Consider the following 18,527-nt stretch of genomic DNA (forward strand, 5'->3'; position numbering starts at 1 on the left):
GGCCGACGCCGTGGCCCGGAGGGCCGACGCGGCGGCGGGCGCCGGGTGTTCGGCCGCCGGCGCCGAGGGGCGGGTGCGACGGCCGGCGCCGGGCCGGCGTTCGAAGGGAACGCGTGGGAGGCGAAGGGGGCGCGAGGGGGAGGGACCAGGGGGAGAGCGAGAGGACGGGTGAGGAGAGGACCGCGGAGAGGGGCCCGTGAAGGGCCGTTGAACGAACCTGGAGGAAACGGGGTGTCCCGGGCGGCTGTTGAACCGTCGCGGGGTTTCGGCATGCCCAGAGAATGGCTGAAAATCGCCGTTCGGTCGTCGCGGCGCCGATCGATTCCGGGGCGCTCCGCCGACGCGCCCGGATCCGCCCGTCGCCGGTCCGTACGAGGAGTGGGAAAGTGGCCGGATCCTGAGGCGGAACACCCGGCTTACCTGTGGTAAGCAACACGCCCGATCTGCAAGGCGGTTGACGCCGTTTCAGAGACGTCCCGGCCGCGTGCCTGCCGCCCCGCCGGACTCCCGGCGCCGGGCCTCCGACCAGTACGAGCCCGCCGCGGCCCGCCCGCCGCTCGCATCGGTACGGCACCTGCCGGGGGCGCATGCCGGTCCGACGTGCGCCCTCCGCGATCCCTCCGGTACCCGTCCGTCGTGGCAGCATGTTCGCAACGACGGCGCGCGCCACCGGAGTTCTCCCGATGTGTTCCCGCTGCGCCGTTCTGTCCACCTGTCTTGCCCACGGCCTGTGGAGGCGGCGATGCGTTGGTTGGTGGGGTGGAGCAGCGTCGCCGCGCGCTTCGGTACCGCCGGCACCGGTACGGCCGGCGCGGTCGGCGCGGGCGACGAGGGGCGCACCGTGCAGCCCGTGGGTTCCCAGCTTCTGTGGGGCGACCCCGATCCGCTGTGGGCCGTCGGCGACTGGCGCCCGGACGAGATCCGGATCAGCGCCGTCGAGACGGCCGGGGGCGCGCCCACCGCCCGGCTCGCCGTTCTGGGCTGCTGCGGGGCCACCGACGAGCAGCTGCGGGTCGGTCTCCTCGCCGCCCGGGGCGGAGCCCTGCGCCACCTCACCTCCTGGCCCGGCAGCTACACGGCCGTCGTCCAGGTCGGGCGGCGGATCGGCGTCATAGGGGACCTCGCCGGGGCCCGCCCGGTCTTCCACACCCCCTGGGCCGGCGGCACGGCGTACGCCACCGCAGCGCTCCCGCTCGCGGACCTGGTCGAGGCCCAGCTGGACATCGGGCATCTGGCCGCCCTGCTGGCCTGCCCCGAGACCCCGGAGGCGCTGCGCGACGGCACCCCGTACGCCGGGGTGAAGCGCCTCCCGCCCGGCCACGCGCTCGTCCTGCGCGAGGGCTCGCGCGAGATCTCCGGCTACGAGGCGGTGGCCTCGCTGGCCGTGGCCGCGCCCGAACTCGACCCGGTGAGCGCCGTCGACGGGGTCCGGGACGCGCTGGTCGACGCCGTGCGCGCCCGGCTCACCGCCCCGCGCCACGCCCCCGGGACGCTGCCGCCCGACCCCGGGCCGGTCCCCGGAATGGGGCCCGCCGATCGCCGCGCCGCGCGGGGCGCGCCCGTGCCCGGCATCGGCGCCGACCTCTCCGGAGGCAGCGCCTCCGGCACGCTCGCCCTGCTCGCCGCCGGACTGCCGGGGCTGCCCGGACTGCCCGGCGGCCTCCTCGGCCGGGGCGCGGAGGCGGGGGAGCGGCTGCTCGCCGTCACCTTCAACGACCTCACCGCGCACGGCCACGAGGACGAACTCGAACGCGCCCGGGTCATCGCCGCCGACCCCCGCCTGCACCATGTCGTGGTGACCGGCGGGGAGGAGGCGCTGCCCTACGCCGACCTGGGCGGCGGCCCGCTCACCGACGAGCCCGCGCCGTCGCTCGTCGTCGGCGAGCGCCACCGTCGCCGCCTCGCCTCGGGCAGCGCCGACCACTTCGTCGGCGGCGGCGCCCGGCAGGTCCTCGACGCCCACCCCGCCCGCCTCGCCGACCTGCTGATGGACCGGCGCAGACGCCATCTGCTGCGCCCGGTGGCGGCGCTCGCCAAGGCCGAGGGCCCGTCCGCGCAGTCCTTCTTCGTGCCGCTGACCGTCTACCGCGCGGCTCGCCGGCTGTCGCGTACGTCGTACCGCACCGGCCTGGAGGCGGCGGCCGACCGGCTGCCGGGCGCCAACCGGCACGCCCCGGAGCTCGACACCCCCGCCGACGCCTCGCTCGCCGCGCTCGCCTGGTCGCGGCCCGGTCCCGCCGCGCGCTGGCTGACGGGGGAGGCGCTCGCCGAAGTATCGGTTCGTCTGCAGGAGGCGGCGGTGCGGCCGGTCTCCGTGCAGCGCCCGGGCGAGGCCCGGGCGCGGGCCGCGCTCACCCGGTACGCCGCCGATCACCGGATCTTGGAGCAGGCCGCCGAGAACCGCAGCCAGCGCCTGCACGCCCCCTTCCTCGACAACCAGGTGGTACGCGCCGCCCGCGCGCTCCCCGAGTCGCTCCGGGTGCAGCCGGGCGCCCGGGCCGCGATCCTGCGCCGGGTGCTCGCGGGCGCGGGCATCCACGACCTGCCGCCCGGCTGGGGCGCCCCCTCCTCCCACGCCGCCGTCCAGGCGACCGCCCGCACCGGTCTGCGCGCCGCGCTGCCCGAGCTGATCGCGCTCTTCGACGCCCCGCTGCTCGCCGACGCCGGACTGGTCGAGGCCCGTGTCGTACGCGAGGCCCTGCGCGCGGCGGCCGACGGCGAGCCGCTCCCGCTGGACGGCCTGGCCCATCTGGCGTCCATGGAGCTCTGGCTCCGCCGGCTCGTGTCGCGGCGCGGCACCTGCTGGACGGGCACGGAGGCCCCCCGTCGGCGCGCGGTCGCGCACGGGGTCGTCCCGGCGGCGCGGCGGAGCCTGCAGGCGTAGGGGGTGTCTGACACATACCTGCGGCGTCGCGGGGTCCGGCACGCACGCTCGCGGCGTTGCCGAACCGCCCACGTGGCTCCGCCACGCAGACGCTCGCGGCGCCTTGCGATCACACGCACCGGACCCCGCTCCTTCTCCCGCACTCATTCATCAGACACCCCCTAGGTGTATTGCCCTAGGACGCGCGGACGGCGGGGCCGGGCCGGGCCGAGGCGGAGACCGGGGCCGGGCCCGGGGCCGAAGGGGTTGGGGCTCGGGGCCGAAGAAGTGGGGGCTCGGGGCGAGACCGGAGGCGGGGCCGGGGAGTCGGGGCCGGGGGACGAAGTCCGGGCCGGGGGCCCGGGCACGCGGCTCCTGCGCGTCGGCGCCGGGCGACTGCCCGCGCCGCCGGGCCCTGGGCCGGCCGACGGGCCAGAATGGCCGGGTGCGGTACTCGATTCTGGGCGTCACCGAAGCGCGAGACCCGAACGGCGAAGTGCTGCCCGTGGGCGGTACACGGCTGCGCGCACTCCTCGCCGCCCTCGCCCTGCGCGTGGGGCGGCCCGTATCCGTGGCCGTCCTCGTCGACGACATCTGGGGCGACGACCCGCCGTACGACGCCCCCGCCGCGCTCCAGGCGCTCGTCGGACGGCTGCGCCGGGCGCTGGGACGGGACGCGATCACCCGTGTCCGGGACGGCTACCGCCTGGAAGCGGCGCCCGACGAGGTCGACCTGCACGTGTTCGAGCGGTTGTTCCGGGAGGGGGCCGAGCAGCTGGACGCGGGGGACCCCACCGCGGCCGCCCGGACGCTGCGCACCGCGCTCGGGCTCTGGCGCGGGCCGGCCCTGGCCGATCTGCCGGACGGCGGCCACGGCCAGGGCCACGGGCTGCGCCCGGAGGCCCGCCGCCTGACCGCGCTGGAGCGCCGCATCGAGGCCGACCTGCGGTGCGCCGAGACCGGCGGCGCGACCGGGACCGGCGGCCATGGTGCCGGGACCCACGTCGGGGCCGGGGGCGCCGATGCTGCTTTCGGCACGGGCCTCGGTCCGGGCCCGGGCTCGGACTCGGGCCTTGGTTCCGGTACCGGCCCGGGCTCGGGCCTCGGCTCGGTCTTCGACTCCGGTTCCGGCGTCGGCCTCGGCTCCGGTTCCGGTTCCGGTACCGGCCCGGGCGCCCTGGTGCCGGAACTCAGGGAGCTGACCGCCGCCCATCCGTACAACGAACGCTTCTGGGGCCAGCTGATCCGCGCCCTGCGCGCCGAGGGCCGCCGGGCCGACGCGCTGGCCGCGTACGAGGAGGCCCGGCACGCCTTCGCTGACGGCCTCGGCGCCGACCCCGGCCCTGAACTCGCCGCGCTGCACCGCGAGTTGCTCGGCCCCTCGGATGCGGCACGGACCGGGCCCGGCAGGGCGGCGGCCCCCGGCGCACCCCCTCGGGAGGTGATCCCCGCCGCCCGCGTACCCGCCCCCTGGGCGGCGCGCGCCGCCGACTCCGTCCCGACGGCGGCGCACGCCGCGCCCGCGTACGCCGACGGGTCCGAGTGCGCCGCCGCGCCCGCGCCCGCGTACGCCACCGCCCCCGCGCCAGTCCGGGGCAACATCCGCCCCCGGCTCACCTCGTTCGTCGGGCGCGAAGCCGAACTGGACTCCATACGCGACGAGTTGACCCGGGCTCGCCTGGTGACGCTCACCGGGCCCGGGGGCTCCGGGAAGACCCGACTGGCCGAGGAGGCCGCGACCCGGGCGAGCCGGCCCACCCCCGGCCGGGCGGCCCCGTCCGGACCGGAGCCGGAGGCGTGGATCGCCGAACTCGCCCCGGTGGAGGACCCGGCCGACGTCCCCGGGGCCGTGCTCTCCGCCCTCGGGCTGCGCGAGACCACGCTCCTGAGGGACAACGTCCGCGACGGGCAGCCGGCGCGCAACGATCCGACCGGGACCCTCGTCGACCATCTGGCGCACCGCTCCCGGACCCGTCCCGTCCTGCTGGTCCTGGACAACTGCGAGCATGTCGTCGACGCGGCCGCCACGCTCGCCGAGGCCCTGCTCACCCGCTGCCCGGGACTGCGCGTCCTCGCCACCAGCCGCGAACCCCTGGGCGTCCCCGGCGAGTCGATACGCCCGGTCGGCCCGCTCCCGGCCGACCCCGCGCACCGGCTGTTCGCCGAGCGCGCCCGCGCCGTACGCCCCGACTTCGACCTCGGGCGGGAGACCGCGCACGACCCCCACGCGGTGGCGGAGATCTGCCGCCGCCTCGACGGGCTGCCGCTGGCCATCGAACTGGCCGCCGCCCGGCTGCGGATGCTCACCCCGCGCCAGATCGCGGACCGGCTCGACGACCGGTTCCGCCTGCTCACCAGCGGGGCCCGTACCGTGCTGCCCCGGCAGCAGACGCTGCGCGCCGTCGTCGACTGGTCCTGGGACCTGCTCGACGAGGACGAACGCACGCTGCTGCGGCAGGTCTCGGTCTTCGCGGGCGGCTGGGACCTGGCCGCCGCCGAGGCCGTGGCCGGACCCCTTGCCCGGCACTTCACCGCCCAACTGACCGGCTCGCTCGTCGACAAGTCCCTCGTGGTCGCCGCGCCGACCGCCAACGGCGAGATGCGCTACCGCCTCCTGGAGACCATCCACGAGTACGCCGTCGAGCGCGCGGCCGAGACGCCCGCCCTGCGGGCCGCCGCCGCGGCCGCGCACACCGCGTACTTCCTCGCGCTCGTCGAGGAGGCCGAGCCCCGGCTCCGCTCCGGCGAACAACTGCGCTGGATCGAACGCCTGGAGACCGACCTGGACAACATCCGCGCCGCCCTCACCCGTACCGTCGTCACCGATCCGGCGGAGGCGGACGCGATGCGACTGGTGCTCGGCATGGGGTGGTTCTGGTGGCTGCGCAACTACCGTACGGAGGGCCTCGGCTGGACCGAACGGGCGGTGACGCTGGGGCCGGAGCCGGTGGACCGCGCCGATCCCCGCTACTGGCCCCGCATGCGGGTGGAGGTCCTGCGGTTGTTCCTGGCGGCGGAGCACCGCCCCGCCGACGACATCTACCGGGACGACCAGCGGCGGGAGTGGCTGGAGCGGGTGACCGAAGCGTTCAGGGACTCCGGCCCCCACGGCGCCACTTTCCCGGGCATGCTCTGGCCGCTGGCCACGTTCACGCACCGGACCACCGTCGAGACGCGCGACGTGGTCGACGCGGCGGTCGCCAACACCCGTGTCCACGGCCGGTCCTGGGAGTACGGCGTCATGCTGATGCTCCGCACCCACATGGTCGTCGACATGCCGGGAGGGATGCCCGGGGTCGACGGCGACCTCGCCGAACTGCGCGAACTGGCCCACCGGGTGGGCGACCGCTGGCTGCGCGCCCAGGTAGCCAGCGCCGCCGCGGAGGCCGGCGCGGTGCGCGGACGGTACGACGAGGCCTCGGCGGCGTACGAGGAGGCGCTGCTGCTCGCCCGTGAGGTCGGGGCGCACGTCGAGGCTCCGTTCCTGCTGGCCCGTCTCGCGGAACTCGCCTACCGGACCGGGGACGTGGCGGGCTTCGAACGGCTGCTGACCGAGTCCGAGAACGAGGCCGACCGCCTCCAGGTGCACGACGCCCGCGCCTACGCCCACTTCCTGCGCGCCACCCTGGCCCTGGACCGCGGCGAGATCGCCGAGGCGCGACGGCTGATGACCGAGACGGAGGCGGTGATCGAACAGGGCAGCCCGCCGTCCCACTTCACCGCCGTGGTCAGGGGGCTGGAGGCCCGGATCACCGCGCGCGAGCAGGGTCCCGGGCACGGCCCGGCGGCGGGGGTGCGCGGGCTGAGCCGGGTGCTGCGCGAGGCGCGGGACGCCCAGTGCGCCGAACTCGTCACCGGGCATCTGGTGGACGGCGTGGCGACCGTGCTGCCGGAGGTGGGACGCCTCCCGGAGGCCGTACGGATCCTGGCGGCCGCCGACACCTGGCGCCCGGCCGGGCTGCGGACCGTGGTGCAGCAGGCCGAGGCGGACGAGATCGGGCGGCTGGCCCGCGCGGAGCTGGGTGCCGAGGCGTACGAGTCCGAGCGCGCCGCGGGCCGCACGCTGACCGTCGACGACGTCATCGAACTGCTGACCGGCATCGCCGCGGCGCTCCCGGAGGACCCGGGCGCCCCGGGGGTCGGGACGTACGCCGAGGCGTACGGGGACATGGCGGCCGAGCGCGGCGTCTGACGCCGGGCCCGCCGCCTGACCTCCGGGCCGCCCCGGCGGGGCGTGAGTGGGCCGGGGCGGCCCGGTGTCAGACGCCGCGCTCGGCCGAGGGCGGCCCGGCTGCGGCGGCCCGGCTGAGGCGGCCCGGCCGGGGCCGTGTCCATGACCCGCCCGTGACCCCGTCGCCCCTGCTCCTGCCGCCACCAGCGCTCAGCGACCGGCGTTCAGCCGGTGGCGTGCGACGAGCGACGGGCGACGGGCGATCTGCGGTGGGCGGTGGACGATCACTGGCAGTCGATGCCCGAATCGGCCCAGTCCGCGAGGGCCATGCCACCGCCCGGCCGGGCGCGTTCGACGACGAGCCGGATCTTGCGCTGACCGGTGATGCCCACATTGACCGGCACGGCCGGGCCGCCGCGGTGGACCACCGGGGAACGCCACAGCCGCCGCCCGTCACCGCCGAGGACGGAGAAGCGCACCGACCCCGCCCCCAGCGACAGGTCGTCGACCCCGACCACGGCCTCGTAGCGCGAGCACTGGCGGTTCAACTGGATCGTGACCGACGACTTGTTGTGCACGGTCACGCCGTGGGCGTACCGCGTGCCGCCGATCAGCAGGTTGGAGCGCTGCCAGAGCCAGTTGCTCTCATTGACCACGACCTCGGGCTCGGTGTGGTCGCCGAGCGTCGAGTAGCGCAGCTCGCTGAGCCGGTAGACGGTCGGCGGAGGAACCGACGGGGTCGGCGTCGGGTCGGGTGTCGGGTCAGGCGGTGTCGGGGTGGAGGGAGTCGGGTCGGGCGTCGGGTCGGGCGTCGGGTCGGGGGTTGGGTCAGGTGTCGGGTCGGGCGTCGGGTCGGGCGTCGGGTCAGGTGTCGGGTCGGGGGGCGTCGGGGTGGAGGGCGTCGGATCGGGCCATGTCGGGACGGTGGGCTTCGGGTCGGGCGACGTCGGCGGATTCAGCGTCGGCCCCGGCAGTTCGGGCGTCGATGTCGATGTCGGCGTCGGCGCGGGAACCGGTGGCGCCGGCTCGGGAGCGGGGGGAGGAGTCCGGGTCGCCGACGGCGAGAGGGCGGCCGTCGCAGCCGGGTTCGTCGCCGGATCCGGCTGCGAGGGGGACGCCGGGGACCCCGTGGGCGCTGCCGCGGCGGGGGGCGCCGGGGGCGCGGGGTGCTTCGGCGGCGTGTGCTTCGGAGGGGTGTGTCCCGGCGGCGCGGGGGGCACCGCGTCGGGAGCGGCGGCGGCAGGCTCGGCGGCGCGGCCGGTCTCCGGCGCCGGCCGGCCGTTGCCGACCATGGCCCAGGCCAGTCCGGCCGCCGAGGCCACCACGATCGCCGCCACGATGCCGGCCCTCGTCGGAGTGCCCAGCCCCTTCGAGGTCGTGCCGCCTCCGGACGCGGCGCCGGACGAGCCCCCGCCGGTCGCCGCCGCGGCGGCTCCCGCACCGGCGGCCCCGGCCGTGACACCGGCGGCCTTGAGCGAGTACCCGGCAGCCACCCAGCCGATGACCGCGACCGGCAGCAGCGCGGGAATCCCGGCGTTGACATGGGCCAGTTCGCCCGCGGCCAGTCGGCACTTCGCGCACTCCTCCAGATGCCCCCGCAACCCGCGCTCGGCGCGCATCCGGAGCCCGCCCCGGGCATACGCGCCGAGCCGGTCGGCGTAGCGCGCGCAGTCGCCGCCGGCGGTGAGCGACTGACTCACATGGGCCTGGAGATACGCCTGCTTGAGGCCCTCGCGGGCCCGGCTGGCCAGGACGGCGGTGGCGTTGGCGGTCAGCCCGAACAGCGGCGCGATCTGGCTGGGCGACTCCTCCTCGACGGTGGTGTGCCACAGCACGGCCTGCCAACGCTCCGGCAGACTGCGGAAGGCCCGCATCGCCAGCGACCGTTCGGCCTCGTGCATCGCCAGCACATCCGCGCCGAGATCGACCGTGTCGACGCCCGACGCCGGTGAGGACTCGGCGGCCTGCGTCGCGAACACCGCGAAGTCCTCGACCAGTTGCTCCCGCTTGGCGGTCTTGGTCCAGGCGGCCCCGACATGCCGGACGGCCGTCATGAGGTACGCCCGCACCGCCTCCTCGGGGCCCTTGCCCCGCCGCACCGCCTGCAGGGTGCGCGCGAAGACCTCGGCCGTGAGGTCGTCGGCGGTGTGCGCGTCCCGGCAGCAGGTACGCGCGTAGCGGCGCACCGCGTCCGAGTGCCGCCGGAACAGCTCCTCGTACGCCCGGTCGTCGCCGTTCCGCATCCGCCTGATCAGATCGGCGTCGGAGACGCCGTTGCCGGCCGCGTCGGAGGTGCTGCCGCCCTCCCGCTGCATCGGCACCGCGGCGTCGGCGCCGGCCTCCGCGGCCGCGTCGGTCTCGCGCACGGCCGGCCACGGGCCCGGGACCACGGTGCCGCCCTCGGCCCCGCCGCCCGTCGCCCGCCCCGGACCGGCCTGACTCGGCACCTGGTGGGGGAACAGTCCGTCGGCCTTCGTCGCGCCGCCCATGGCGGAGACGTCGTCGAACGACTTCGAACCCCTGTTTTCCTGCTGCCCGTCACCGCTCATCGCGGTAGCCCCCGTATGTGCCGTCGGACCCGAACATCCGGCAAGCGTGCCACATGGCGCAATCACGCCGGACTCTCAGCCCCTGTAACCACTCATCCGGGGTGTTTTGTCGAATGTGAGTACTAGTGGACCCTCATTCGGGGAAGAGTAAGTGGGCGCTTTTACCTGCGGGTCCGGCCGACACCGTGTGACGAGCCGCTTGAAAAGGGCTGTTCGAGCGCGGATGAAGGAGCGTTGCCGACCGGGACGCCGCCACGGGGAACGCTCCGCGCCCGGGCGACCGGTGAGTAACCGCCAATTCGGGCCATTCGAACGCCCGTCGCGGCACTTCCCTCGCGCCGGCCGTCTCTTCCCCGCGGTGACCGATTCGAAGGACGAGGACCGCTTCGCGGAGGGCCGGCGGTCCCGGGGAGGGCTGACCGCCTTGCGTAGGAACGGCCGCCTCGCGTAGGAACGGCTGCCTCGGGGAGGCGCGATCACCTCGGAGGGCGGTGCGAACGGCCGAGAGTGCGCGGCAGGGAGGCGTGAAGCGACCGCGCACGCGCCCCCTCGCACCAGCGCGCCGTCGCCGTCCCGCCGGGCGGCAGCCGGACGCCCCCGAGGATCGACCGGCGGAGCCCGCAACCGCCGCGGACGACAGACCGGAGCCCGCCCAGCTCTCCGGAGCCCGCCCGGCCCTCCGAGGCTCGACCGGCCCTCCGAGGGCTCGGCCGGCCGCTCCGGAGTTCTTCCGGACCGTTGCGGAGCTCATCCGGGCCGACAGGACAGTTCTTCCGGACCGACAGGACCGCACCGCGCCGCAGCGCCCCCGCGACTCACCCGGCAGCACCTGCGGCAGCCCCCCGCGCGCGGCGGCCTCCGGCAACGCGGCAGCCTCCGGCATGCAGCAGTGTCATGCGCGCGGCAGCGTCACGCACGCGGCGGTCTCACGCGCCGCCCGCACCACCGCCCTGCCGCCCTGCCATCCCGTACCGGCTTTCCCGCGTCGCGACCCCGTACCGCCTTTTCCGAGGCGCGTCCCCGCAGTGCTCTCCCGTGGCGCGTCCCCGCGGCTCAGGCGGCCGTTCGCGAGCGGAGCCCCTCCAGGAGGATGTCCAGCAGCCGGCTCGATGCCGCCGCCTGCTGAGCCGCGTCGGGCAGCGAGGGCGCGGCGGTCGCGATGACCAGCAGCACGTCGGACACCGTCACTTCGCGGCGCAGCTCACCGGCCGCACGGGCCCGGTCCACCAGCCGTCCGACGACCTCCAGCAGCTCTCCGGCCCCGGCGTCGTCCGGGGCGTGGCCGGTCTCCGCGGTCTTCGCGCCGGGCGACGCCTCGGCGGCCCGGAGGTCGGCCTGATCCGCCCCCTGCCGCTGCTGGGGCACCCGCGCCTCGTCCCGTCCGCCGTCCGCGTCCGCCGTGCCGACGGCCGCGGCCCCCGGATCCCCGGCCGGGGCCGGCTCACCGGCACCCGTCACCCGCGCGGCCCCGGACTCGGCCACCACGCCCCCGCCGACGCCGATCCCGGTGTCGACCCCGACCCGGAGCACCTGCGGCGGCAGCAGCCGGCCCGCGCCCGAGGCCACGGACGTCCGCAGGAAGCGCGAGAGCGCCGACCACGGCTCCTCCTCCTGCCCCAGAGCGGTCCGCGCCTGGTCCGTCAGCCGGGCGGTCTCCTCCTCGGCTATCCGCCGGACCAGCACATCCTTGCTCGGGAAGCGGCGGTACACCGTGCCGACGCCGACTCTGGCGCGACGCGCCACGTCCTCCATCGGCGCCCCGTACCCCAGCTCGCCGAACACCTCGCGCGCGGCGCGCAGCACGTGTTCCAGATTGCGCTGGGCGTCCACGCGGAGCGGGGTCGACCGGCCGTTCGTCCCGTTCGCGCCGTTCACCACGGCCGGGGCCGTCAGGGGCGTGCTGGTCGGCACCGCCTCGTCGACGGCCGTCGTCGGCCCCCCGGTCCCCACCGTCGCGACGGCCCCGGCTCGGCCGTTCCCCTCGGGCGAATGGGGCATAACGGCCCCAGTGGTCTGCCAATGAGGATCCTGAATATGCATGACTGTTCCCCCGGTAATGACGTCTCCCCCCGGAGACTTCCCGCCGTCTGAGCCAGAGAGTGGATCACGGTCCCGACCCGGCACTCCGACGACATACGAACATAGTTGAGCCCGCGTCAATTCAGAAGGGGGTAGTTCCGCACGGAGCGCCCCCCGATCGGCGCAAGGACCAATTGGTCGCTTAAGCGCTCCTCGCCCGTCACCCCCGCCCCGACCCCTGACCTGCGCGGCTTCCGCGCCACCGGCGCCGCCGACGGCGACCCCCCGTCCGCAACCTCCGGTCACACAATTTGTCGGGCCTGTGGACAAACCCCTGAGGCCGTTGCGTCATGGGGTGGTGATGGCTTCAGTTTCCGGGGGAGCACCCCCCGGCCCCCCGCCGCGCGTGCGCGTTCTCGTCGTCGGCGGCGGCTACGTCGGGATGTACACGGCGCTGCGTCTCCAGCGGAAGCTGAAGCAGCGGCTGAGGAGCGGTCGGGCCGAGATCGTCGTCGTCACCCCCGACCCCTATATGACGTATCAGCCGTTTCTGCCCGAGGCGGCCGCCGGTTTGATCTCGCCGCGCCACGTCGTGGTGCCGCTGCGCCGGGTGCTGGCGCACTGCCGGATCCTGATCGGCGAGGCGCGGCGCATCGACCACTCCAGGCGCACGGCCGTCGTGACCACGCCCGCCGGTGTGGAGGACGGCACCGGGCCCGTCGAGGTTCCGTACGACGAGCTCGTCCTCGCCCCCGGTTCCGTCTCGCGCACCCTGCCGATCCCCGGGCTCGCCGACCACGGCATCGGCTTCAAGACCGTCGAGGAAGCCATCGGCCTGCGCAACCACGTCATCGAGCAGATGGACATCGCCTCCACCACCCGCGACCCGGCCGTCCGCGACGCCGCCCTCACCTTCGTCTTCGTCGGCGGCGGTTTCGCCGGCGTCGAGGCGCTCGCCGAACTGGAGGACATGGCCCGCTACGCCTCGCGGTACTACCACAACATCAGGGCGGAGGACCTGAGGTGGATCCTCGTCGAGGCGTCCGGCCGCATCCTCCCCGAGGTCGGCGAGGCGATGGGGCGGTACGCGATCCGTGAGCTGCGCGGCCGCAACGTCGACGTACGCCTCGACACCCGGCTGGCGTCCTGCGAGGACCGGATCGCCGTCCTGAGCGACGGCTCCCGCCTCCCGACCCGCACCCTGGTGTGGACCGCGGGCGTCAAACCGGCACCCCTCCTCGCCGCCACCGATCTGCCGCTCGACGAGCGCGGCAGGATCAGATGCGCGGCGGAGCTCGCCGTCGAGGGCGCCGGGCACGCCTGGGCCGCCGGGGACGCGGCGGCCGTACCCGATCTGACCGCCGCCGGGAAGGACGCCACGACCGCGCCCAACGCCCAGCACGCCGTGCGCCAGGCCAAGGTCCTCGCCGAGAACGTCCTCGCCTCGATCGACGGCGGCCCCCTCAAGGAGTACCGCCACGCCTGCGCGGGCTCCGTCGCCTCGCTCGGCCTCCACCGGGGCGTCGCCCACGTCCGGGGCCGCGGTCTCAAGGGCCGCCGGGCCTGGCTGTTGCACCGCGCGTACCACCTCAGCCGCGTCCCCACGTTCAACCGGAAGGCCCGCGTTCTCGCCGAGTGGACGCTCGCCGGGTTCTTCAAGCGCGAGATCGTCTCGCTCGGCTCGCTGGAGCACCCGCGGGCCGAGTTCGAACGCGCCGCGGGCGGCGGGTGCCCCGGCGGCCCCGGACCGGGCGGCCCGTCCACCCCCGGAGGCCCGCCGACCACCGGGGGGCCGCCGGGCCCGCGCCGCCCGCCGGGCCCCGACGGCCCACCGGGGCACGGCGGCTGACCGGCTGTCGGCGCGTCGCCTCACCCGACCGCTGCACGGCGGCGCCGACGACGGTCCGCACGGTCCGCCACACTGGACGTGTGACCATAGGTGGGCCCACACCTGCACAGAGTGACCCGGCCGACAGTGACGGACAGTGAACGCAGCGACATCCCCGAAGCCCCGGACGCATCGACCGCATCGACCGCATCGGATGCATCGACCGCATCAGAAGCACTGGGGGCGCCGGGTGCATCACGCGCGTCAGGCGTCCGGGACACCGCGGACGGGCCGGGCGCGCGGGACGCGCCGGACGCACCGGCGGGGGCCGGAGGCGCCGGAGGTCTCGGAGAGACCGGGAGCATCGGAGGCGCCGGGCGCGACGGACGCGCCGACGGCGGGGCACGCGCCGGCGACAGCGCGAACACCGCGCACGTCAGGGACGTCCGGGACGCCGGACACCGCGGCCGGCCCCCGCTGACACCCGCGGACCCCGCCGACACCCGCTGACGCACGCTGACATCCCCGACGCCTCGTCAGAGGCACGAACAGCGCGATGGGGCCCGGCCGCCCTCTTCGGAACCGGCCGTTCCCGCCGAACCCGGCGGTGACGACCGGATCCGGCGGGAAAGCCGGAACCAGCACAGGAAGCAGCCCGCCCGAGCGGACCAGACCGACACACGAGGCCAGAAATTCCGTGAACTTCACGCGTTGGAGCGCCCGCCTCCCCGGAACGCAGCGCCGCGCCGCCGCTCGGGACGACCGCAGTTCCGTGCCCTCGGCGCGCGCCGAGTACGCACGGCCCGAAACGGAGTCCCGGCCCCCGGGCGACGGCCCGGGCCCGGACACCCCCGGCGGCTCGCCCGACGGCGGACCCGGCGGCACGGGCGACGGCACGAAGGACGGCGCCCGGGCCCGGCCTCCCGGCGGCGGAACCGTGCTGGAGAACCTCTCCGCACGGGACCTGCTGGGCCGGCTGCCCGCCCTCGTGGCCCTGGTGCACGGCCCCGACCACCGGATCGAGTACGTCAACGACGCATATGTCGCAGCGTTCGGCCCGCGCCCGGTCGGCGCCCCCGCCGCCGAGGCCATGCCCGAACTCGCCGAACTCAGCCTGCTGCCCCTCATGGACCAGGTCCTGCGCAGCGGCACGCCCCGCACGGTCAAGTCCCGCAAGGTCCGCGGCGGCAACTCGTACACCGTGACCTGCACCCCGGTGCACCGGGGCGACGCCGCGACGGCCGAGGACGCCGACGGGGACCCGGCCGGCAACGGCACGGCCAGGAGCAGGAGGAAGGACCGGGACAGGAACCGGAACCGGGGCGTCGACGGCGAGCGCGGAGTGCTCGTGTACGCCGCCGACGTCACCGACCACGCCGAGGCGGCCGAACGGCTCCGCACCAGCGAACGACGCCACCGCGAGACGGCCGTCACCCTCCAGCGCTCGCTGCTCCCGCAGGAACTGGAACAGCCGGACGACCTGCGGATCGCCGCCACCTACCAGCCCGGCGGCACGGACGCGGCGGTCGGCGGCGACTGGTACGACGTCATCACGCTGGGCGCGGGCCGCACCGCCCTCGTCATCGGGGACGTGATGGGGCGCGGCGTGCGGGCCGCCGCCGTCATGGGACAGCTCCGTACGGCCGTGCGGGCCTACGCCCGGCTCGACCTCCCGCCGCACGAGGTGCTCCAGCTGCTCGACGGGCTCGCCGCCGAGATCGACGCCAGCCAGATCGCCACCTGCGCCTACGCGGTCCACGACCCGAACGAGGGCCGGCTGGTCTACGCCTCCGCCGGGCATCTGCCGATCCTGGTGAGCCACGAGGACGGCACGGTCCACCGGGCCGAGGACCCCACCGGACCGCCGCTGGGCACCGGCGGCTGGATCCACACCTCGGGCACGATCGAGCTGCCGCCCGGCTCCACGGCGGTCTTCTACACGGACGGCCTGGTCGAGCGCCGCAGCGAGGACATCGACGAGGGCGTCGCCGCGCTGGAACGGGCCCTCTCGGGCGCCAAGGGCTCGCCCCAGGTCGTCTGCGACCGGCTGATCCGCTCCCTCGGGGTCACCGCGGAACACGACGACGACGTGGCGGTGCTGGTGGTCCAGCACCCCGCCCGGAGCGGGGCCGACGCCGAGCTGTTCCACAACGCCTCGCTCGACCTGCTCGGCGGCGTCGAGGCCGCCCCGCGCGCCCGCGCCTTCGCGACCGGCGTGCTGACGTCGTGGCGGTTCTCGGCCGAGCTGCGCGACCTGGGCGTCCTGGCCGCCGGCGAACTCGTCGCGAACTCCCTCAAGCACGGCACCCCGCCGATGCGCCTGGGCCTGCGCCGGACCGACCGCCGTCTGATCATCGAGGTGACCGACGGCGACGACCACCTGCCCCGCCGCCGTCGCGCCGATCCGGCGGACGAATCGGGCCGCGGCATCTCCATCGTCGCGACGATCGCCACGGCCTGGGGCAGCCGGCGCACCCCGGGCGGCGGCAAGTCGGTCTGGTGCGAGTTCGCCCTGCCGCCGGAGCCCCCGACGACGGACCGGTAGGCCCCGAACGCGGACGCCGCACCGGCCACGAACGCCGCACGGCCCCGAACATGACACGGCCCGGACATGAAAGCGGCCCCGGACACGACACGGCCCCGGCCGCCGCACTCCGATACGCGGAGTGCGGCGGCCGGGGCCGTTCGCCCGGTGAGCGGCGCCGGGCCGCGGGCCGGGACACGGACGTCAGTGGCAGCTGGGCGCGGGCTCGGCCTCCGGCCGCGACACCGCCACCACCCGGGACGGCGTCACCTCCGCCGACGGCTGGTCCTGCGCCGGGGTCAGCCGTCGGCCCAGCCGCAGCGCCAGCACCGTGATGCCCAGTGAGAACAGCACGAAGGTCACGATGTACGGCCCGTGCAGCGTCGCCCCCATCGGCCCGCCGATGGCCGGTCCGACCGCCAGGGCAAGCTGCTTGCACAGGGCGAACGCGGAGTTGTACTGCCCCACCATCGACTCCGGCGCGAGGTCGGCGACCAGCGGCGCGACGGTCGGCGACAGCATCGCCTCGCCCAGCCCGAAGAGCGCGTACGTGGAGATCAACGCGGCCGTCGCCATGGTCTGGCTGCCGTGCCCGAGACCCGCGTAGCCCGCCACCGCCCAGGCGAACGCCCAGATCAGGCCGACCGCGGCGATGACCCGGCTGCGCCGGCGGCGCTCCACCAGCCGCAGCACGACGAACTGCGCCACGACGATGACCGCGGTGTTGGCGGCCAGCGCGACACCGAGCGTCGAGGGCTGGATTCCGGCGGCCTCGGTGCCGTACGCCGCGAGCCCGGACTCGAACTGCCCGTAGCAGGCGAAGAACAGCACGAAGCCCAGCACGCACAGCTGCACCATGGCCCGGTGCGACAGCAGCGCCCGGAACCCGCCCGCCGCCGCCCCGGACCCGCCGGTCGGCCTGGCGCCGGAGAAGGACGGCGCACGGGACAGCCGCACGGTGGCGGCGATGACGGCGAGGACCACGAACATCACGGCCTCGATGAGGAACAGCAGGGTGAAGGTGTGCGGCCGGGCCGTGTCCACGATCTGCCCGCCGACCAGGCCGCCGATGCCGAGACCGAGGTTCTGCAGGAAGAACTGCATGGCGAAGGCGCGGGTACGGCCGGCGGTGCTGGAGCACCAGACCAGCATCGTGGCCAGCGCCGGCTGCATGACCGCCGTGCCCGCGCCGAGGACCGCCGCCGACAGCACCGACATGGTCACGTCCGACGCCAGCCCGAGCGCGACCGCGCCCAGGGCGGCCACGGCCGAGGCCACCACGAGCACGGGCACCGGCCCGCGCCGGTCGATCGCGCGCCCGGTGAACGGCAGCACGGCCAGCGCCGCCATGGCGAAGACCGCCAGCACCACGCCCGCCGTGCCGGCGCCCAGATCCCGCACCTGCGCCACGTAGACATACAGGTACGGAACGGTGAACCCCAGCCCGAACGCGCTCAGCGCGCTCCCCAGCTGGATCCGCCGCAGTGCTGCCCCCATCTCCCTGGTCACACTCACCTACCTCAAGATTCTGGCCCGGCATGCCGACACACCGGGCCAACTCAACGACTCGAACCCGAAGACTTTAGCACTAAAGTTAGAACCTTAACAATTCAGGCCGAAGGACTTCGACGGCTCAGAAGGGCGTGCCATACTGCCCGCCATGTCTGACACCACCGGGCAGCCCGGCCCGCAGGAGCCGAGCCTCGACGAGCAGATCGCCGCCTATCAGCGGGAGTTCCGTGATCTCGACCCCCAGGTCGAGCAGGTCGTCTCGGCCCTGGGCCGGCTGAACCGCCGGATGAACGTGGCCTACGGGCGCCAGCTCGCCACCCTCGGCATCAGCAACGCCGAGTGGGAGGTCCTCAAGACGCTGGTGCTGAACGGTGCTCCGTACCGCCTGGGACCGGGGGAGCTGGCGAAGCGCCTGGGGCTGACCCCGGCCGCGATGACCCACCGGATCGACCGCATGGCGGGCGAGGGCCTGGTCACCCGCGACCGCGACGAGACCAACCGGGTGCGGGTGATCGTCGAGCTGACCGACGAGGGCCGTACGAAGTGGCTGGAGGCGATGCGCATGGCCACCGCCTTCGAGGGGGACCTGCTCCAGGATCTCGCGCCCGAGGAGCGGGGGGTCCTCGGCGACATGCTGATCCGCGTCCTGCGCCGCGTGGAGCACGCCCAGCCGGACGCCGGCGGCCGCCTCACCGACCTGGACTGATCCGGCGGCCGGCCCCGTTAAACCGTTTGACCTGGCGGAGTTGACACGCCTCGTGCCGATCCGTAAGGTACTTCGAGTTGTCACGGGGCCGGAACGGTTCTGCGACAGTCGATCCCGCCGCGGACGCGGCAACCAAAACTCAGCACGATCTCCCGCTCGGGACAATTTCGGCATGCCGAAATTGATTTCGAAGGCCCGATTATGAGCCGCCGGGAAAATCCGCTAGAGTTTCGGTGTCGGAACGGCCCAACGGCCGGGAAGGCAAATCCCGCTGACTGGGAATCAGGCCCGAAAGGATCTGATAGAGTCGGAACCGCCGGAAAGGGAAAGTGCGAAAGCGTGGAACCGGAACAGC

At 75.2% G+C, this 18,527-nt stretch carries 8 protein-coding genes; 5 read left to right on the forward strand and 3 right to left on the reverse strand.

Going from position 1 to position 18,527, the window contains the following annotated elements; genetic code table 11:
- The first annotated feature begins 742 nt into the window (after nt 1–742).
- Nucleotides 743–2,884, forward strand: a complete 2,142-nt coding sequence (locus WA762_RS03175; protein ID WP_335932670.1) for an asparagine synthase-related protein — start codon at nt 743–745, stop codon at nt 2,882–2,884.
- A 424-nt stretch (nt 2,885–3,308) separates the two neighbouring features.
- Nucleotides 3,309–7,055 carry an AfsR/SARP family transcriptional regulator gene (locus tag WA762_RS03180; RefSeq protein ID WP_335932671.1) on the forward strand — a complete coding sequence of 1,249 codons (3,747 nt, stop codon included), beginning with the start codon at nt 3,309–3,311 and terminating at the stop codon, nt 7,053–7,055.
- A gap of 263 nt (nt 7,056–7,318) precedes the next feature.
- On the opposite strand, the gene WA762_RS03185 is transcribed toward WA762_RS03180, so the two are convergent.
- Both WA762_RS03185 and WA762_RS03190 read right to left on the reverse strand, forming a co-directional pair.
- Nucleotides 7,319–9,583: a sigma-70 family RNA polymerase sigma factor gene (locus WA762_RS03185; RefSeq protein WP_335932672.1), complete on the reverse strand. Its 2,265-nt coding sequence runs from the start codon at nt 9,581–9,583 to the stop codon at nt 7,319–7,321.
- A gap of 1,053 nt (nt 9,584–10,636) precedes the next feature.
- Nucleotides 10,637–11,623 (reverse strand): TetR/AcrR family transcriptional regulator, encoded by a 987-nt coding sequence (locus tag WA762_RS03190; RefSeq protein ID WP_443080500.1) that lies wholly within the window; start codon nt 11,621–11,623, stop codon nt 10,637–10,639.
- Nucleotides 11,624–12,008: 385 nt separating this feature from the next.
- Here WA762_RS03190 and WA762_RS03195 point away from each other — a divergent pair, with 385 nt between their 5' ends.
- Together WA762_RS03195 and WA762_RS03200 are read left to right on the forward strand one after the other, a co-directional pair.
- Entirely contained in the window at nt 12,009–13,451 is a 1,443-nt protein-coding gene (locus WA762_RS03195; RefSeq protein WP_335932676.1) for an NAD(P)/FAD-dependent oxidoreductase, read from the forward strand.
- A gap of 676 nt (nt 13,452–14,127) precedes the next feature.
- Entirely contained in the window at nt 14,128–15,975 is a 1,848-nt protein-coding gene (locus WA762_RS03200; protein WP_335932677.1) for an ATP-binding SpoIIE family protein phosphatase, read from the forward strand.
- Between the two features lie 183 nt (nt 15,976–16,158).
- Here WA762_RS03200 and WA762_RS03205 read toward each other — a convergent pair whose 3' ends face one another.
- The gene (locus WA762_RS03205; protein WP_335932705.1) at nt 16,159–17,451 is read right to left on the reverse strand and encodes an MFS transporter; all 1,293 of its coding nucleotides are present in this window, start codon (nt 17,449–17,451) and stop codon (nt 16,159–16,161) included.
- A gap of 163 nt (nt 17,452–17,614) precedes the next feature.
- Here WA762_RS03205 and WA762_RS03210 point away from each other — a divergent pair, with 163 nt between their 5' ends.
- On the forward strand, nt 17,615–18,172 hold the full coding sequence (locus tag WA762_RS03210; RefSeq protein WP_335932678.1) for a MarR family winged helix-turn-helix transcriptional regulator: 558 nt from the start codon (nt 17,615–17,617) through the stop codon (nt 18,170–18,172).
- Nucleotides 18,173–18,527 lie beyond the last annotated feature (355 nt).

It is taken from the genome of Streptomyces tyrfis (genome assembly GCF_037034285.1).
In the GTDB taxonomy this organism is placed as follows: domain Bacteria; phylum Actinomycetota; class Actinomycetes; order Streptomycetales; family Streptomycetaceae; genus Streptomyces.